The organism is Candidatus Saccharibacteria bacterium (assembly GCA_016789455.1).
Taxonomy (GTDB): Bacteria; Patescibacteriota; Saccharimonadia; order Saccharimonadales; family Saccharimonadaceae; genus CAIJKY01.
Genome location: JAEUQU010000002.1, coordinates 883828 through 900046, shown reverse-complemented (window position 1 = coordinate 900046; position 16219 = coordinate 883828). Strand labels below are relative to the sequence as shown.

The window sequence follows — 16219 nt, the reverse complement described above, 5'->3', positions numbered from 1 at the left end:
GGCTACAGTGTGCCGGCTGCAAATTCCTTGCGGACCAGGCGTATCTCTTTGCCAAGCTGCCGGCTGCGGGCGTAGAAGTAGACGGTAGTCATCAGCAGAATGCCGGCAAACAGCATATTGGGGCCGGCACCGGTGCTGGGCAGGGTCCGTACCACGGCCTCCACCACCTTGGGGGCGGGGCATTCAACCTTGGTGTTAGTGGTCGTGCCAAAGCTGTTGGTCATGACGCAGTTGTATGATTCCGGGTTGCCGACGTTCAATGGTGAAGCAGGAATCTCGCTCTTCACCTGGACGGTCACCGTGCGTACCAGCTTCTGTCCGGGCTGAATCTTAGCCTCGGGCCAGGTGATATAGCGCAGGGAAGCCTGGGTGGCGTCGTCGTCCAGCACGCCGTCGTTCTTGTCGACGATGGTGGCGTATTCCAGCACGTCCGCCAAATTCTCACGCAGCGTCATGGTGCCAGTGGTCTTACCCTGGTTCTCGACGGTCAGGGTGTACTGCAGCTTGTCGCCCGGCTTGACGGTGGTGTTGTCGGCGTTGCCGCCGCCGGCGCTCAGGTTGATGACAGATTTGCTGGGCACCAGCTCTGCCTTGCAGTCCTCATCTTTGTACCAGAGGCCATTGGAGTCAGGGCAGGGCTTGCACTCCGGACTGCTCTCCGGAAAGTTGACGTTATATTCACAGCGGGGTTCCGGCGTCACCTTCAGCGGTTTGGCGCAGTCGTCGCTGGTCTTGGCGCCGGCGCTGGTCTGCACGGTCACCTTGGCCAGGAAGTCGCCGTCGTCCGGCACGGTCAGCTCGGTGCTGGCAGTGGCGTCGGTACTGGGGACGTTGCGCTCGACGACCGTCTCGCCATCATAATTTTTGATGACAAAATCATAACGGCTGACCGTAGCGCCACCCTCGGTCTTGGCGCTGGCTTTCAGCACGAACTTGTCACGGCTACCCTGGACAGGTGTTATCTGCAGAGCGGTGCAGACGGCGGCCGGGGTAGGGGCCGGAGGGGTCGGTTCCGGCTCTGGTGCTGTGGGAAACTCTACAAAATTCAGGTTGCCGCAGTCGATGGTGATGGCGAACCATTTACCGTCGACGGCGCGCTTGCCGATGATCGCCCGGTAGTGGGTGCCCCTGTCGTTGCGGTCGTAACGGTGGAGCTTGCGGGCATAGACCGTGCTGTCGGTGCCAGGGATCTTGTGGGCCTGCTCGTCACGGCTGCCGGCATCCCATTCCAAGCGGCCGATATCCCAGATGCCCAGGTTAAAGTCACGCGAGTGGAAGCTGCCTTCCTCGGCGTTCTCTATGTCCCGGATGGTAACACCGAAGTATTCGTAAATCTGCCGGATATCAGTCCGGCCGGCGCCGTCCTTCCCGCGCCGCAGCGCGTCCACCATCTGTTCCTTGCTGGTAACGCCTTCGTAGATAATGTTGTTGTAATTGGCCTGGGCCTGCGCCTCAGGCGGCGAGAACACCGACAGCGACTGGACGATGATCGCCAGCGCCGTGAACACCAAACCAGCCCGACGCGTCATCTCTTCCTGACGCAACCGCCGAGCGTAAAATCCCACCTGACCGATCAGCGCCGGGCTGAACGGAAGATTCGACACCAAGTTTTTAAACATTTTTGTTTGTACTCCTAGGCCCAGAATAGCACACAGAATTTGTTCAGGGCAACGGTATTTTTGAACACGGGAATAACGGGGAAGAGTGGCGGTCATGGCCCGAACTTGGCCTTCAAACAAGCATTGAAGAACAGGGTCGGGGCCGGTGGCCGCCACACCCCGCGATTGGGATGGGTGGCCACCGGAGTGGCAGATCAGCCGACCCTGCCTGCGCGCAGTGCGCGGTGCCAGGCGTCGTAGCGGCGCCAGGCCTCCAGGGCGTGCGGGTCGCGGGTGGTCCCCCGCCAGCTGGCAACGGACGCCCGCCGCTGAGTGCGCCCTTCCGCCATGTGGACGGTGTAGGCGGCGTGTCCGCGGCGGTCGACCCAAAGGTCCACCACCAGCAGGCGCCCGGCACCGTCCTCCTGCCGCGCCAACTGCCGCTGCTGCTCCCGGGCGAGGGGCAGTACGGACAGGTCGCGCGGCATCGGGCCGAGGTAGAGCCACTGGTCGTTCGGTGGGCCGTCGAAGTACGGCTCCGTAACCATCAGCTGCGACAGGTACTGCGCCGCCGTGGCCGCCAGCACCGAACGTTGCCGTTCACCGATCGGCATAGCATCGCCGAAGGTGTCGAGCCGGTGGATCCAGGCGAGCTTCTCTTCACCCCACGTCAGGCTGTCGGGCGCCATGCGGAACATGGCTGACAACTGCTGCGGCGTGAGGTCCGGCTGTGTGGCCAGCCACCGCACGATCGCCTCCGCCGCCATCGCTGGCGTCCGGGCCGCGTACGGGCTGAGGTCGGCCTCCGCCATCAGGCGGAAGGCCACCTCGTCGAACGTGGCGAGCCGGGTGAGCGGGGTCGGGGTGGGCACGGGGTCGGTCATAACAAATCCTCCAGGTTGGAGACGGGGCCGTATACTCTGCTGTCTACGGCCCGGCCCCAGTACTCAAGCCTCTATGGCATATAGACTTGAATCCTAAGGTCGGGCCGGTGGCCGCCCAGTCCCAAGGGGGAAGGGCGGCCACCGGTATGGCGGACCGATCAGGAGGCGTCGAACCGCCGCCACGCCTCCCGCAGGTGCGGGTCGGTGACGGCGTCACGCTGGCCGGCGTCACAGGACTGCCGATCGCCGTGTGCGTTGGGCAGGTACTGGACGTAGACGGTCCGGCCGGTGCGGCGGGCCCAGAGGTCCACCATCAACAACTGCGGACTGACCGGCCGCTGTCCGCGCTCCACCAGCTGCTGCTGGGCCCAGGTGAGCCCAAGCACGGAGGTGTCACGCGTCAGCTGTCCCAGGAAGACCCACTCGTCGTCCAGCTCGCCGGTGAACAGTGGCGGAGCCCAGGCCAGCTGGTGCAGTCGCTGGGCCACGAGCGAGGCCAGGACGGCCCGCTGCTTGGAGCCGACCTGGACATCCGGGCCGGTAGCGGCGAGCCGTTCACTGCGCCAGCCGTTCAGGCCGGGCTCGAGGCTCAGCTCGGGCGCGATCTGGACGATCTGGTGCATCTGCAGCGGGTCGAGCCCGGCGAGAGTCAGGCCGATCGCCTCGACGTTGAGCGATGCGGTCATTCCCGCCTCGTCCCGGCTGAGGTCCGCCGCCGCCATGCAGCGGAAGACGAAGACGTCGAACGCGGCAGGTCCGGTCACATCGAGGTTCTCGATGGAAACGGTCGTGGTGGTCATGAAACTGTCCTTACTGACGTGGCTGCGATCCTGATTGTCGCGGCCGGATTCCCGCCATAGTAACGAGGGCAATATGAAAGGAAACCGGCCACGCTGTCCTGCCAAAGTACACTCAAAGAGCATCTTATAATTATAGCACAAAAACATACTTTAGTCAATTTGTTAAGCATGAGCAGCATACCAGCTGCCGGCTAATGTTTATTTCCAAGGCCCTTCAGAGCCTCCCTAAGCCCTTTTTCTTGAAAAGACGCCATCTATACCGTATAATTGGAATTAGTTAATTGCTGGCGCGTATATTCACTGCGCCTCAAGAGATGCTGAGACGAGTCAGGTACTAATAGAGGGAGTAGAGGTTGTCTGTTTATGGCTGCGACGAAACAAAAAACTGATAGCTATGATGCTAGTCAGATCCAGGTGCTGGAAGGCCTCGAGCCGGTCCGCAAGCGCCCCGGCATGTACATCGGGAGCACCGGCTATGACGGTGTCCATCATCTTATCAAGGAAATCGCCGATAACTCGATCGACGAGGCTATCGCCGGCCACGCCTCCAAGGTAGAAATTACCTTGCTGGCCGACGGCGGCGTCCGCGTCGACGACAACGGCCGCGGTATCCCGGTGGACAAGCACCCCAAGACCGGCAAGAGCACGCTGGAAACCGTCCTGACCGTGCTGCACGCCGGCGGTAAGTTCGGCGGTGGCGGCTACAAGGTATCAAGCGGTCTGCACGGCGTCGGTTCAAGCGTGGTTAACGCGCTTTCCACCAAGCTGATCGCCGAGGTCCACAAGGATGGCAAGCTATACCGCCAGGAGTACGCCATCGGCGTGCCACAGGCCGAGATCAAGGCCGTGGGCAAGACCGACAAAAGCGGCACCTCCATCACGTTCTACCCGGACCCGACCATCTTCGAGACCGTCAAGCTGGACTACAAGTGGGTCGTCGATTACATCCGCCACCAGGCCTACCTGACCAAGGGCATCTACCTCTCCGTCGATGACGAGCGCACCGGTGAGCGCATGGCCTTCTACTTCGAAGGCGGTATCAAGTCGTATGTCAAGCACCTCAACATCGGCAAGGAAGTCATCAGCGACGATATCTTCTATGTCGAACGGCCGGTCGAAGACTGTATGGTCGAAGTGGCCATCCAGTACAACGACACCTATGTCGAGAATGTCCGCGCCTTTGCCAACAACGTCTTCAACCCCGAGGGCGGTACGCATGTCGCCGGCTTCCGCGCCGCCATGACCCGCGTCATCAACGAATACGCCCGCAAGAACAGCCTGCTCAAGGAGAAGGAAGAGAACCTGACCGGTGACGATATCCGCGAAGGCCTGACCGCCGTCATCCTCGTCAAGCTGCCCGACCCGCAGTTCGAAGGCCAGACCAAGAACAAGCTGGGCAACACCGAGATGCGCCGCTATGTCGAACAGGTAATGAACGAGTACCTGGCCTACTACCTCGAGGAAAACCCCAACACCGCCAAGAAGATGATCAACAAGGCGCTGCTGGCCGCCCGCGCCCGCAAGGCCGCCCGGGCCGCCCGCGACAACGTCATCCGAAAAGGCGCGCTCGATGGCATGAGCCTGCCGGGCAAGCTGGCCGACTGTTCCAGCCGCGACCCCAAGAATTCCGAGCTCTACATCGTCGAGGGTGACTCGGCTGGCGGTTCAGCCAAGAGCGGCCGTGACAGCAAGACCCAAGCCATCCTGCCGCTGCGTGGCAAGGTGCTCAACGTCGAGCGGGCCCGCCTCGACAAGATGCTGAGCAACAACGAGATCGTCAGCCTCATCAAGGCCATGGGCGTCGGTATCGACGAACAGTTCGATTTGGGCGGCCTGCGCTACCACCGCATCATCATCATGACTGACGCCGATGTCGATGGCAGCCACATCTCGACACTGCTGATGACCTTCTTCTTCCGCTATATGAAGGAAGTCGTCGATGGCGGCCACATCTACCTGGCCAAGCCGCCGCTGTTCCTGCTCAAGGGGCAGGGCAACAAGCGCTACTACGCCTACAGTGACGAGGAGCGCGATAGCATCATCCGCCAGCTGATCGAAGACCGCGCCGCCCGCGGCACTAAGATCAACGACAACGACCCGCCAAACAAGCAGGCCGGCCTGATGGATATCCAGCGCTACAAGGGTCTGGGTGAAATGGACGCCGAACAGCTTTGGGAGACCACGATGAACCCCGAGAACCGGGTGTTGATCCAGGTGCGCGTCCAGGACGCCGAAGCGGCCGATGCCATCTTTACCAAGCTGATGGGCGATGAAGTCAGTCTGCGCAAGACCTTTATTCAGAGCCGCGCCAAATTTGCCAACACGGAGGACCTTGATATATGAGCCAGACCAACGATGCCGATAAAGATCACGGCGAAGATATCATCCCGGCTGCCGAGGGCGACACCAGCCTCGGCCACGATGCCGCCCACGAAGCCAACAATCCGGTTGAAAGCCCGATTGTCTCCGGGGAGATCCTGGAGCGCCAGGACCACTCGCGCCAGGTAGAGCTGCGTACCGTCGAGAACGTCATGGAGGACAGCTACCTCCGCTACTCAATGAGCGTCATCATCTCGCGCGCCCTGCCGGATGTCCGTGACGGCCTCAAGCCGGTGCACCGCCGCGTCCTCTTCAGTATGGAGAAGAACGGCTGGCGCCCGGGCGGCAAGTTCGTCAAGAGCGCCCGTATCACCGGTGACGTCATGGGTAAGTACCACCCGCATGGTGACGTCGCTATCTATGACGCCATGGTGCGTCTGGCCCAGGACTGGTCAACCCGCTATCTGCTGGTGGACGGTCAGGGTAACTTCGGCTCCATGGACGGCGACCCGCCAGCCGCCCAGCGGTACACCGAGGCCCGTATGGGCAAGATCGGTGCCGAGCTGCTGACCGACCTCGACAAGGACACCGTCGACTTCCGCGACAACTACGATGGTTCCGAGCAGGAGCCGGCCGTCCTGCCGGCCAAGCTGCCCAACCTGTTGCTCAACGGCCAGATGGGTATCGCCGTCGGTATGGCCACCAACATCCCGCCGCACAACCTCGGCGAGCTGGTCGATGCTACCGTCCATCTGATTGATAATCCCGAGACCACTACGCTAGGCGACCTCCTGCAGTACATCAAGGGGCCGGATTTCCCGACCGGCGGCATCGTCTATGGCGGCGACAGCATGCGCCAGGCCTACGCTACGGGCCGCGGCAGTGTCACCGTCCGGGCCGTCGCCGATATCGAGGAGACCAGCAAAGGCCGCTCCCGCATCGTCGTCACCGAAATGCCATACGGCGTCAACAAGGCGACGCTGATCGAGCGCATCGCCGACCTGCACAAGGAGAAAAAGGTCATCATCCAGGATATCCGCGATGAGTCCGCCCGTGGTAACGTCCGGGTCGTCATCGAGCTCAAAAAGGATTCCTACCCCAAGAAGATACTGAACCAGCTGTACAAGCTGACGTCGCTGCAGACCAGTTTCCACTACAACATGCTGGCCCTGGTCGATGGCATCCAGCCGCGCATCCTCGGCCTGCAGGAAATCATCGCCGAGTATATCAAGCACCGCCAGGTCGTCGTCCGCCGCCGCACCGAGTATGAGCTGAAGAAGGCCAAGGCCCGGGCGCACATCCTCGAAGGCTACATGATCGCCCTCGACCATATCGACGAGGTCATCAAAGTCATCCGCGCCAGCCAGACCACCGACGAAGCCCGCACCAACCTCATGGAGAAGTTCAAGCTGAGTGAGATCCAGGCTAGCGCCATCCTGCAGATGCAGTTGCGTGCCCTGACCGGCCTGGAGCGCCAGAACATCGAGAACGAGCTCAACGAGCTGCGCAAGCTGATTGCCCGCCTCGAGGAGATTTTGGCCAGCGAAGAAGAAATCCTGAAGATCATCAAGACCGAACTGCTCGAGCTCAAAGAGAAGTTCGGTGATGCCCGCCGCAGCAAGATGGTCGGCCACGAGCTGGGTAAGTTCAGCGATGAGGAACTGATCCCCGAGGAAGACGTCGTTATCCTGCTGACCTCCGAGAACTACGTCAAGCGCACTAAGATGAGTGAATACCGCCGCCAGAACCGCGGCGGCAAGGGCAAGAAGGGCATGACCACCAAGGAGACCGATGTCATCGAGCATCTGGTGGCCGCCAGCACCCACGATTGGCTGCTGTTCTTTACCAACAAGGGCCGGGTCTTCCGCCTCAAGGCGCACGAAGTGCCGGTCGCCGGTCTGAATGCCAAGGGCGTGGCCATCGTCAACCTCTTGCAATTACAACCCGAAGAGCAGGTAACCTCTATCATCCACAGCGACAAGGCTGAAAAGGGTGAAGGCTTCCTCTTTATGGCTACCGTCCAGGGCACCATCAAGAAGACACCGCTCAGCGACTACGCCAACATCCGCACCAGCGGCCTGATCGCCATCAAGCTGGACGACGGCGACGAGCTGCGCTGGATCCGCCAGACCAACGGTCGTGACGATGTCATCATCTCTACCTACCTTGGCCAGGCTATCCGCTTCAGCGAGGAAGATGCCCGCCCGATGGGCCGCACCGCCCGCGGCGTCCGCGGCATCCGCCTGCGTCCCAAGGACCGGGTCGTCGGCATGGACATCGTCGAGCGTGACCGCCAGCTGTTGGTTATCTCCGAGAACGGCTACGGCAAGCGCACCAACGCCGCCAACTTCCCAAGCCACAAGCGCGGCGGCGTCGGCATCAAAGCGGCCGTGGTGACCTCCAAGACGGGCAATATTGTCTCCGTCAAGGCCGTCGATACCGACACGCACGAGTTGCTGATCATCTCGGCCCAGGGCCAGGCCATCCGGGTAGCCATCCGCGATATCCCGCTGCTTGGCCGCACTACCCAGGGTGTCCGCATCATGCGCCTGCGTGATCAGGATACCGTCGCTTCCTTTGCCATCATCGAGGCCCCGGCCGAGATTGAGGACGAAGCCGAAGACATCGTCATCGAAGCCGTCGCCGCCTAGGCACGCCGAGAAGCACCAAAAACTGCAGTCCAAAGATGGGGCTGCAGTTTTTGCGTTGTGCCGTTTGCGACATGTTGTTGCCTTAATTAAAAGTTAATTAAATAAAGCTGGACACACTAGACGCTTATGGTATACTGGCATTTGTGTTTAACGAAAAACAGGGGAAAACGGCACGTTGTGCTATCTATAAACATGACAAAAAATAGACTTACTTACGGATTTACCATCGTCGAATTATTAATTGTCGTCGTCGTGCTTGGCATCCTGGCACTCATCGTCATTTCGGCCAACCGCGGCGTCCAGGCCGAGGCAAAGGAGGCCAAGGTGGCTAGCGACCTGCGGGTCATGGAAAAGGCCATCCTGACGGCGCGCGAAAGCAGCGGCCGGACACTCTACCAGATCACCGGCCAGAGCTGCCCGCGCTGCAGCTGTCCGACGGCTCCTGGCGACGCCACCGCGTATCATACCTTGCCCAAGACACACGCCTGCTGGACCAATTACTATAATGCCCTTGGCGCCATCGAGTCAGCCTCCGGCGCCAACCTGGCCGACCTGCGCGCCGGCGACCCATGGGGCAGTCCATACCTGCTCGATCCCAATGAGGGCGAGGTGCCGGCCAATCCATGTTCCCGTGACCACATCGAAAGTGCCGGCAGCAGCGGCAACCAGGGCGGCGGCACCATCACCGGCCACACCGACCTGCGGTACTACCTGACGCAGTGCTAGGTATATGCAACAGCCAGCCCGGCTGTTGTTTTTATTTGTTAAGACATAAGCTTTTTGGCATAATGGAGGGGCTATGAAGTCGTTCACGCACATATCAAAAATACTGGAGCGGTCGCGGCAGGGAAGACGGGCGGGCTTTACCATCGTTGAGCTGCTGATCGTCATCGTCGTCATCGGCATTCTGGCTCTCATCGCCGTCACTGCCGTGAGCCGGGCCCAGGACGACGCCCGCGTCGCCAAGGTCAATAGCGACCTGCGCCTGCTCGAAAAAGCCATCATGGCTGCCCGCGAGAATAGCGGCGAGACGCTCTTTCAGATCACTGGTAACGGTTGTACCCGCTGTGCCTGTCCATACTCCGGCGGCAATACGACGCCATACAACACGCTAGCCAAGACCCATGCCTGCTGGACTAATTACTATGACGCCCTGACAGATATCGGCAACGCAGCCGAAACCAATCTGTCAGAACTGCGTGATGGCGACCCGTGGGGCACGCCGTACATCCTTGACGAGAATGAACTGGAGCTGTCAGCAAGCGATTGCCGCCGCGACCAGATTTCCAGCGCCGGCAAGGGCTCCAACATCAACGTCGGCCCGGTCGTCGGCGTCCGCAACCTCCGTCCTTTCGCGTCAGCCTGCGTCTAATAACAGGGGTGACGCCCCAGTTGTATTTTTAATATCAATTTTCTTTGTGGAAAACGTTGACAGAGTGAGAATTCTAACCTAAGATGAGTATCAGTCTGTGTGAAACGCCACTCCACTGGTCACTCGCTAAAGAGTAACCGACAAGATGGCATAAGTATTCATACGTATGAAGTTTTTTAACAATTGTGCAGTGCAAGTCAACAATGTCAATTAAATCCCTGAATTATATTCATAGAATATATTCGCAATCAGGGTAGTTCTCTTATCTCACGCCAGTGAGGTAAGACAATTCTTTTTGGAGAGTTTGATCCTGGCTCAGGATGAACGCTGGCGGCGTGCCTAATACATGCAAGTCGAGCGGCAGCGCGGTCTTCGGACTGGCGGCGAGCGGCGGACGGGTGAGTAACGCGTAGGAATGTACCCCAAAGTGAGGGATAAGCTCAAGAAATTGAGTCTAATACCGCATGTGGTCTGAAGACAATCGTCTTCGGATTAAAGCTTTAAGCGCTATGGGAACAGCCTGCGTAGGATTAGCTTGTTGGTGAGGTAATGGCTCACCAAGGCGACGATCCTTAGCTGGTCTGAGAGGATGATCAGCCACACTGGAACTGAGACACGGTCCAGACTCCTACGGGAGGCAGCAGTAAGGAATCTTCCACAATGGGCGAAAGCCTGATGGAGCAACGCCGCGTGCAGGATGAAGGCTTTCGAGTCGTAAACTGCTTTTATTAGTGAGGAATATGACGGTAGCTAATGAATAAGGGTCTGCTAACTACGTGCCAGCAGCCGCGGTCATACGTGGGACCCGAGCGTTATCCGGATTGACTGGGCGTAAAGCGTTGCGTAGGCGGTCTGTTAAGCGAATAGTGAAACCTGGTGGCTCAACCATTCAGACTATTATTCGAACTGGCAGACTAGAGAACAGTAGAGGTACCTGGAATTTCTAGTGTAGGGGTAATATCCGTAGATACTAGAAGGAACACCAATGGCGTAGGCAGGGTACTGGGCTGTTTCTGACGCTCAGGCACGAAAGCGTGGGGAGCGAACGGGATTAGATACCCCGGTAGTCCACGCCGTAAACGATGGATGCTAGCAGTGTGCCGTATCGACCCGGTGCGTTGCGAAGTTAACGCGTTAAGCATCCCGCCTGGGGAGTACGATCGCAAGATTAAAACTCAAAGGAATTGACGGGGACCCGCACAAGCGGAGGAGCGTGTTGTTTAATCGGATGGTAAGCCTAGAACCTTACCAGGGTTTGACATCCTAGGAATTATGTCGAAAGACGTGAGTGCCGCAAGGAACCTAGTGACAGGTGTTGCATGGCCGTCGTCAGCTCGTGTCGTGAGATGTTTGGTTAAGTCCATCAACGAGCGCAACCCTTATGGTTAGTTGGATTTTTCTAGCCAGACTGCCTCGGTAACGGGGAGGAAGGAGGGGATGATGTCAGGTCGGTATTACCCTTACACCCTGGGCTACAAACGCGCTACAATGGCCGGTACAATGGGCAGCCAAGTCGTGAGACGGAGCAAATCCCATCAAAGCCGGTCCCAGTTCGGATAAGAGGCTGAAACTCGCCTCTTTGAAGTCGGATTCGCTAGTAATCGCAGGTCAGCACACTGCGGTGAATACGTTCCCGGGTCTTGTACACACCGCCCGTCAAGCCATGAAAGTCACCAATGCCCGAAGTCTGAACTTGTTTCGGCCTAAGGCAGGGGGGATGATTGGGGTTAAGTCGTAACAAGGTATCCGTAGCGGAAGCTGCGGATGGATTACCTCCTTTCTAGGGAGTTACGCCATAGATTCGAGCAATCAATCTATGAAGCGAGGTCGGTCCTGTTGTTTTGCCGGATCTACAAAATAACATTAGCCTCGTAAGAGGTAGGACGAGATTCAAAACCCGATATTGATTGACCTGCACTGCACAGTTGTGAATACACAGACCAAAAAACACCTTTCGTTATGAGAGGTGTTTTTTGTTTTACGACACACTTATTTTTCACAAAAGCTGGCCTGCTTATCGCTACGATATGATGATGCTGACTAGCATATACACCGCATACAGCCCACCAAGCACCGCCACAATCCGATACGTCCACGGATTATTCGCATCCCGCACGAACGAAGTTCCAATCACATCGTCCACAAGCCTGGCCACTTCCTCTGCATAAATGAACAGCAGCACACATGCCACGAGCCCCACAAGCGTTTCTATGAAGTACATAAGCACTAGCATAAAGCCAAACCGCTTACGCTGCAATTCTAGCGGGGCAATACCGAGAAGCAACAGGGGTCAGATCGAACACATCCATTGACTAAACACAAGCATTATGCTATAATTAAAAGTACGACAACATAACGATTGTTGCCGCGCACACCCGCACACCAACAGGGCAGAGCACCCGGCTCGCCCTGCTTCACCCAAGGAGCATCCCATGTCCGTCACCACCAACGGTTTCTACGCCCAGGCCCCCGAGCAGCTCTCGACGGCCACCGCGCTGCGCCGTCTGGTGGGCGGCGTGCGGCACAACAGCGGCGGCCAGGCCATCAGCCTGGGCATCGCGCTGGTGCTGGGTGCCATCGGCATCCTGCTCCCGCTGCTGGACTCACTCAGCTACGCCTGGCTGCTGGTCCCGGCCTTCGGGCTGTGGCTGGTCCGCCGGTGTGACTCGCGCCTCACGTGTGAGCGAGAGTACCGGAGTGAACAGTGCGAACACTGCATCCAGCAGGACGACGCGCAGATCGCGCTGGGCCTCGCGCCCTCCGTGCTGCCGCGTGCTCGGGTGCGTCGGGTCGTCTGACCCACACCGCTGCGGCGGGGGATTGAGTGTACGGTCACTGACCGTCGGCCTTCCAAAGGCCCTCATCCTCCGCCCGGCGGTTTTCGTTTTTTCTAAGCACCAACGGCCGCACGTAACTATTGACTAAACATAATCAAAGTTATATAATAAGTGTAGTGACAGCCTTCAGTTTCCGCTGTCCGCACCCGATAGGTTCCGAGTTTCAGGAGTGATCATGTCCGTTCCGTCCATCGTCACCGACGGTCTGCCCATCAACACCAACATGCACCCCAGCGACCGCGAGACGCTCGACGCCCTGTCGTCCGTCCGACAGGCCCGCCGCACCCGCTGGCTGGGGCTGCGGCACCTCACCATGGGGCAGTCCATCATCCGGCTGCTCAGCTGGTCGATGATCGGCTTGGGCATGGTGCTGGGAGTGGGTTTCGGGCTGTTCCTGCCCGGCGCCGCGTCCCTGCTGTTGGCCGTGCCGCTGGTGCCGCTCGGCATCCTGCTGCACCTGGTAATCCACTGGGACACCTTCCTCGCCTGCGTGCAGGAGGGGTTCACCAAGCCGGGCATGCCGGGCCTCTGCGCCTCATGTGCCATCCAGCACAAGGCGCAGGTCATCCTGGGGCTCACACGCTCAAGTGGTGAAAACCAGTAACCCCTGCAGCCGCACACCCCTCTGGTATGCGCACCGCTGGAGCGGAGGATCGAGTGCGCGGTCATCGACCGCGTGAGAGCCGTCGGCTCCTCACCTCCGCCCAGCGGCGAACGTCCATAACTCGCAGGTTATGCTGATGAGTCCAGTAGGACGAAACGTTCGTACCCCTGTTGGGTAGCAGTAATTCATTGACTAAACGCAAGCACTATGCTATAATTATATATAGGCCCGCTATGGCAGTATGCCCGTTGTGCGGCCTGCACCTCACCGTGTTTCCCAAGCGAAAGGACTGTCCTGATGGATGCCGAGCTGTTCCCCTACGCCCTCATCGTCCTGCTCCTGCCCGCGCTCCTCGCGCTGGTCAAGATCAGCTGGACGGATGGGGGCTGGAAGCCGACCATCTTCACCAGCCAGGAGGTGGTCCTGCACATCTTCGTCCTGCCGATCCTCAGCTGCTCGCCACTGCTGGTGCTGCCGCTGTCGGTCGGCGCTCCGTGGATCATCGCCGCCATGCTGGCGGTGGCGGTCACGACGGAGGCGATGCTGGCGGTCCTCGTCCCCAACCAGAAGACCGCCGACAGGAGTGAACGGGTCGCCGGACACGTGTGACAAACCGCTGCGGCGGGGGATTGAGTGTACGGTCACTGACCGTCGGCCCTTCGGGCCCTCGTCCTCCGCCCAGCGGTGTTCCATTTTCAGACTATCGTTGCGACGCGCAGAGCGGCGGACAGCATTGCAAAAACAGATGAAGTTCTATACAATAACGTGGAACTTGTCGTGAGACATTTTGATAGCCATTCCATACGATCATGGGGCGTTAGCTCAGTTGGCTAGAGCACCTGCTTTGCAAGCAGGGGGTCCAGGGTTCGAGTCCCTGACGCTCCACCATATGTGAGCCTGTACGTATGGGGCTATAGCTCAGTTGGTTAGAGCGCGTCACTGATAATGACGAGGTCTCTGGTTCAAGTCCAGATAGCCCCACCATGCAGCACTTCACAGGGAACTTAGGCGACCGTCCGGTCGTTTTTTGTTTGTCAACGATTTTTATACAACATGCTTATGCTATAGTAATTTTATGTATAAGCGCCGCAATGGTTTTACAATCGTAGAACTTCTTATCGTCATAGTAGTGATTGGCATTCTGGCCGCCATCGCTCTCAATTCGTACGCTGGCATTCAGCGTAACGCCCGCAACCAACAGAATGTCTCGTTGGCCCAGGCGTGGCACAAGGCCTTGCTGGCCTATGCGGTGGCCAACGGCAACGCATACCCCTCAGAGATGGCTGGCGGCACCGAAGTATACTTCTGTCTCGGCAGCTATCCCGATGTCGACTCCAACGGCACGGGGGATTGCCAGGTAGCAGCAAACGGCACCACGTCGTTGGCCAGCACCATCCCCAGCTTCAATACCAAGATGAGGGCTTATATTGATACGACCGCGACGGCCAGCGGAGCCAAGTACCTGGAGGGAGATAACAGCAACTCTTCGGGCGTATGGCTATGGATTATTCCGTATGCGACGCTGAACGGTACCGCGCACGCCTGGTATCTGGCGTACGTGATTGAGTCGCCGGCTACTTGTGCGTATGGTAAGCCGATATACGAGACTGGCGGCTGGGGAGTATTCGGTACGAACGCCCCAAGTGGCTATACCTATGGTGGAAGCGCCGCGCGCTGGTGTGCGATTCCATTGCCCGATCCTGCAAAGGTATAGAGAAATCAGTTCGCCACGTAACACGCCTTCGCCGCCCCGTTCCCAAAGCCGGCGGTACCGCAGTACGTCGTCTCTCCGGCCAGTACGAACGAGCTGCCGGAGGTGCAGTAGTGGGCGTGCCGGAAATTTTCGGGCGACATGCGCAGTGCGAACTCGCCGCCGGCAGTCGTGACCTCCGGGATGGTGAAGCCGCGGGACGGCGCCCTGCTCATCGCCGTGACCTTTTCCCTCCTGAGAATACTTCCTGCAGGATGACGAACACCGCCGCCAGGAACAACAGCTGCAGCGCGTAATTCACGCCCATGATCCAGATGACCGGTGCATGGTCCTGCTGGCATTCATCATTGTAGTTGGCTCGGAAAGGGAAGCCGACGGCATTGTGTTCGACGATGGTGCATTTGCAGACGTGGCTGACGCTGACGCTGGCAGCGCAGGCCTGGCGCGTCCGGGCGAACGGCATCTCCAGGAACCAGATGCCGCTGTAGGTCAGTAGGTGCAGCAGGCCGAAGGCTGCGGCCAGCAGCAGGGCGGTCAAAGTTTTTTGTGCGTTGGTCATGAACATTCCTCAATTACCCGCTAAGTATTGCCCTCATTGTATAGTGTCGGACTGGCGTGGGGCAATCGTGATGCTTATGGTATAATCGCCGTATTAGCTATGAAAACATCAAAAATAGTTAACAATCTGCTCGGCGCAGGCCGGAAGGGGCGGAGTTCCCGGGGTTTTACCATTGTCGAACTGCTCATCGTGGTGGTCGTCATCGGCATCCTGGCGGTCGTGGCCATGAATTCGTATGCCCGTTCGCAGGACCAGGCCAGGGCCGCCCGCATCAACTCCGATCTTTCGGCTTTGATGAAGGCCATTAAGACGGCCCGTATCGCACGGGGTGATGTCGCCCTGATGGCCATTACCAATGATGCCGGCACCGCCTGGGAATGCGTCCATAAGGTCGGTGGCACTAACTTTGCCACGCTTAATAAGAATACCGACCCCTGCTGGACGGATTACAAGGCAGCCCTGCAGGCGATCGGCAATGCTGCCGGCACCAACCTCACCGGCCTGGAAGACCCTTGGGGCCGCCCGTATTACATCGACGAGAACGAGACCGAGGGCGGCGGCTGCGGTTTCCTGGATAAGATTGGCATCTTTGCGACACCGCACCAGCTGGATACCTGGGCTACCGTGGCCCAGCATGACCAGTATGTGCCGTACATAACCTTAGGGTGCTAAAATTACTACACCTTAGCACTCAAAAACTATTGCAATAGTAATAACTTTCACTTACTATTACTTTCAGTACGCGAATGTTTCGCCAATAAGTCATCAACGACTTGGGAGAAACCTCTGGCCGCCACGAGGTGTGGCATCGGAGGTTATTTTTATACGGCTGCGCTAAAGCAAACCGCATAAGGATGACACGACGAAAAAAGTCCTTTACAAAC

Annotated in this window: 14 protein-coding genes, 2 tRNA genes and 1 rRNA gene; 12 read left to right on the top strand and 5 right to left on the bottom strand. The window is 58.7% G+C overall.

Features of this window, described 5'->3' with window-relative positions; all coding sequences use genetic code 11:
• Positions 1-2: 2 nt before the first annotated feature.
• From JNJ66_05795 to JNJ66_05785, 3 genes are all read right to left on the bottom strand, one after another.
• Positions 3-1619, bottom strand: a complete 1617-nt coding sequence (locus JNJ66_05795; protein MBL8159945.1) for a hypothetical protein — start codon at positions 1617-1619, stop codon at positions 3-5.
• A gap of 194 nt (positions 1620-1813) precedes the next feature.
• Positions 1814-2482 carry a hypothetical protein gene (locus JNJ66_05790; GenBank protein MBL8159944.1) on the bottom strand — a complete coding sequence of 223 codons (669 nt, stop codon included), beginning with the start codon at positions 2480-2482 and terminating at the stop codon, positions 1814-1816.
• A gap of 158 nt (positions 2483-2640) precedes the next feature.
• A complete protein-coding gene (locus tag JNJ66_05785; GenBank protein MBL8159943.1) occupies positions 2641-3387 on the bottom strand; it encodes a hypothetical protein in 747 nt (248 codons plus the stop codon).
• Positions 3388-3645: 258 nt separating this feature from the next.
• Between JNJ66_05785 and gyrB the strand changes: the two genes are divergently transcribed.
• The 11 genes from gyrB (at position 3646) to JNJ66_05730 (ending at position 14779) form a co-directional block, all read left to right on the top strand.
• Positions 3646-5625, top strand: a complete 1980-nt coding sequence (gene gyrB, locus JNJ66_05780) for a DNA topoisomerase (ATP-hydrolyzing) subunit B (protein ID MBL8159942.1) — start codon at positions 3646-3648, stop codon at positions 5623-5625.
• Positions 5622-8252: a DNA gyrase subunit A gene (gene gyrA / locus JNJ66_05775; GenBank protein MBL8159941.1), complete on the top strand. Its 2631-nt coding sequence runs from the start codon at positions 5622-5624 to the stop codon at positions 8250-8252. Before gyrB ends, gyrA begins: the two co-directional genes overlap by 4 nt.
• Before the next feature lie 192 nt (positions 8253-8444).
• On the top strand, positions 8445-8978 hold the full coding sequence (locus JNJ66_05770) for a prepilin-type N-terminal cleavage/methylation domain-containing protein (GenBank protein ID MBL8159940.1): 534 nt from the start codon (positions 8445-8447) through the stop codon (positions 8976-8978).
• A 73-nt stretch (positions 8979-9051) separates the two neighbouring features.
• Positions 9052-9624: a type II secretion system protein gene (locus tag JNJ66_05765; protein MBL8159939.1), complete on the top strand. Its 573-nt coding sequence runs from the start codon at positions 9052-9054 to the stop codon at positions 9622-9624.
• Positions 9625-9916: 292 nt separating this feature from the next.
• Positions 9917-11404, top strand: a 16S ribosomal RNA gene (locus tag JNJ66_05760).
• Positions 11405-12056: 652 nt separating this feature from the next.
• On the top strand, positions 12057-12422 hold the full coding sequence (locus JNJ66_05755; protein MBL8159938.1) for a hypothetical protein: 366 nt from the start codon (positions 12057-12059) through the stop codon (positions 12420-12422).
• A 214-nt stretch (positions 12423-12636) separates the two neighbouring features.
• Positions 12637-13065: a hypothetical protein gene (locus JNJ66_05750; protein MBL8159937.1), complete on the top strand. Its 429-nt coding sequence runs from the start codon at positions 12637-12639 to the stop codon at positions 13063-13065.
• Between the two features lie 297 nt (positions 13066-13362).
• Positions 13363-13674 (top strand): hypothetical protein, encoded by a 312-nt coding sequence (locus tag JNJ66_05745; protein ID MBL8159936.1) that lies wholly within the window; start codon positions 13363-13365, stop codon positions 13672-13674.
• A gap of 202 nt (positions 13675-13876) precedes the next feature.
• A tRNA-Ala gene (locus JNJ66_05740) sits at positions 13877-13953 on the top strand.
• Between the two features lie 19 nt (positions 13954-13972).
• Positions 13973-14049 (top strand) — tRNA-Ile (locus JNJ66_05735).
• A gap of 91 nt (positions 14050-14140) precedes the next feature.
• Complete coding sequence (locus tag JNJ66_05730; protein ID MBL8159935.1) at positions 14141-14779, top strand: type II secretion system protein; 639 nt, start codon at positions 14141-14143, stop codon at positions 14777-14779.
• Between the two features lie 5 nt (positions 14780-14784).
• On the opposite strand, the gene JNJ66_05725 is transcribed toward JNJ66_05730, so the two are convergent.
• Positions 14785-14991: a hypothetical protein gene (locus tag JNJ66_05725; GenBank protein MBL8159934.1), complete on the bottom strand. Its 207-nt coding sequence runs from the start codon at positions 14989-14991 to the stop codon at positions 14785-14787.
• Entirely contained in the window at positions 14988-15335 is a 348-nt protein-coding gene (locus tag JNJ66_05720) for a hypothetical protein (GenBank protein MBL8159933.1), read from the bottom strand. The genes JNJ66_05725 and JNJ66_05720 overlap by 4 nt, the downstream gene beginning before the upstream one ends.
• A gap of 99 nt (positions 15336-15434) precedes the next feature.
• On the opposite strand from JNJ66_05720, the gene JNJ66_05715 reads away from it, so the two are divergent.
• A complete protein-coding gene (locus JNJ66_05715) occupies positions 15435-16007 on the top strand; it encodes a prepilin-type N-terminal cleavage/methylation domain-containing protein (GenBank protein MBL8159932.1) in 573 nt (190 codons plus the stop codon).
• Positions 16008-16219: the final 212 nt, after the last annotated feature.

Coding starts and splice junctions, on each gene's coding strand:
- JNJ66_05795 (MBL8159945.1), bottom strand. CDS start 1,619: ATGTTTAAAAACTTGGTGTCGAATCTTCCGTTCAGCCCGGCGCTGATC.
- JNJ66_05790 (MBL8159944.1), bottom strand. CDS start 2,482: ATGACCGACCCCGTGCCCACCCCGACCCCGCTCACCCGGCTCGCCACG.
- gyrB (MBL8159942.1), top strand. CDS start 3,646: ATGGCTGCGACGAAACAAAAAACTGATAGCTATGATGCTAGTCAGATC.
- gyrA (MBL8159941.1), top strand. CDS start 5,622: ATGAGCCAGACCAACGATGCCGATAAAGATCACGGCGAAGATATCATC.
- JNJ66_05770 (MBL8159940.1), top strand. CDS start 8,445: ATGACAAAAAATAGACTTACTTACGGATTTACCATCGTCGAATTATTA.
- JNJ66_05765 (MBL8159939.1), top strand. CDS start 9,052: ATGAAGTCGTTCACGCACATATCAAAAATACTGGAGCGGTCGCGGCAG.
- JNJ66_05755 (MBL8159938.1), top strand. CDS start 12,057: ATGTCCGTCACCACCAACGGTTTCTACGCCCAGGCCCCCGAGCAGCTC.
- JNJ66_05750 (MBL8159937.1), top strand. CDS start 12,637: ATGTCCGTTCCGTCCATCGTCACCGACGGTCTGCCCATCAACACCAAC.
- JNJ66_05745 (MBL8159936.1), top strand. CDS start 13,363: ATGGATGCCGAGCTGTTCCCCTACGCCCTCATCGTCCTGCTCCTGCCC.
- JNJ66_05730 (MBL8159935.1), top strand. CDS start 14,141: ATGTATAAGCGCCGCAATGGTTTTACAATCGTAGAACTTCTTATCGTC.
- JNJ66_05725 (MBL8159934.1), bottom strand. CDS start 14,991: ATGAGCAGGGCGCCGTCCCGCGGCTTCACCATCCCGGAGGTCACGACT.
- JNJ66_05720 (MBL8159933.1), bottom strand. CDS start 15,335: ATGACCAACGCACAAAAAACTTTGACCGCCCTGCTGCTGGCCGCAGCC.
- JNJ66_05715 (MBL8159932.1), top strand. CDS start 15,435: ATGAAAACATCAAAAATAGTTAACAATCTGCTCGGCGCAGGCCGGAAG.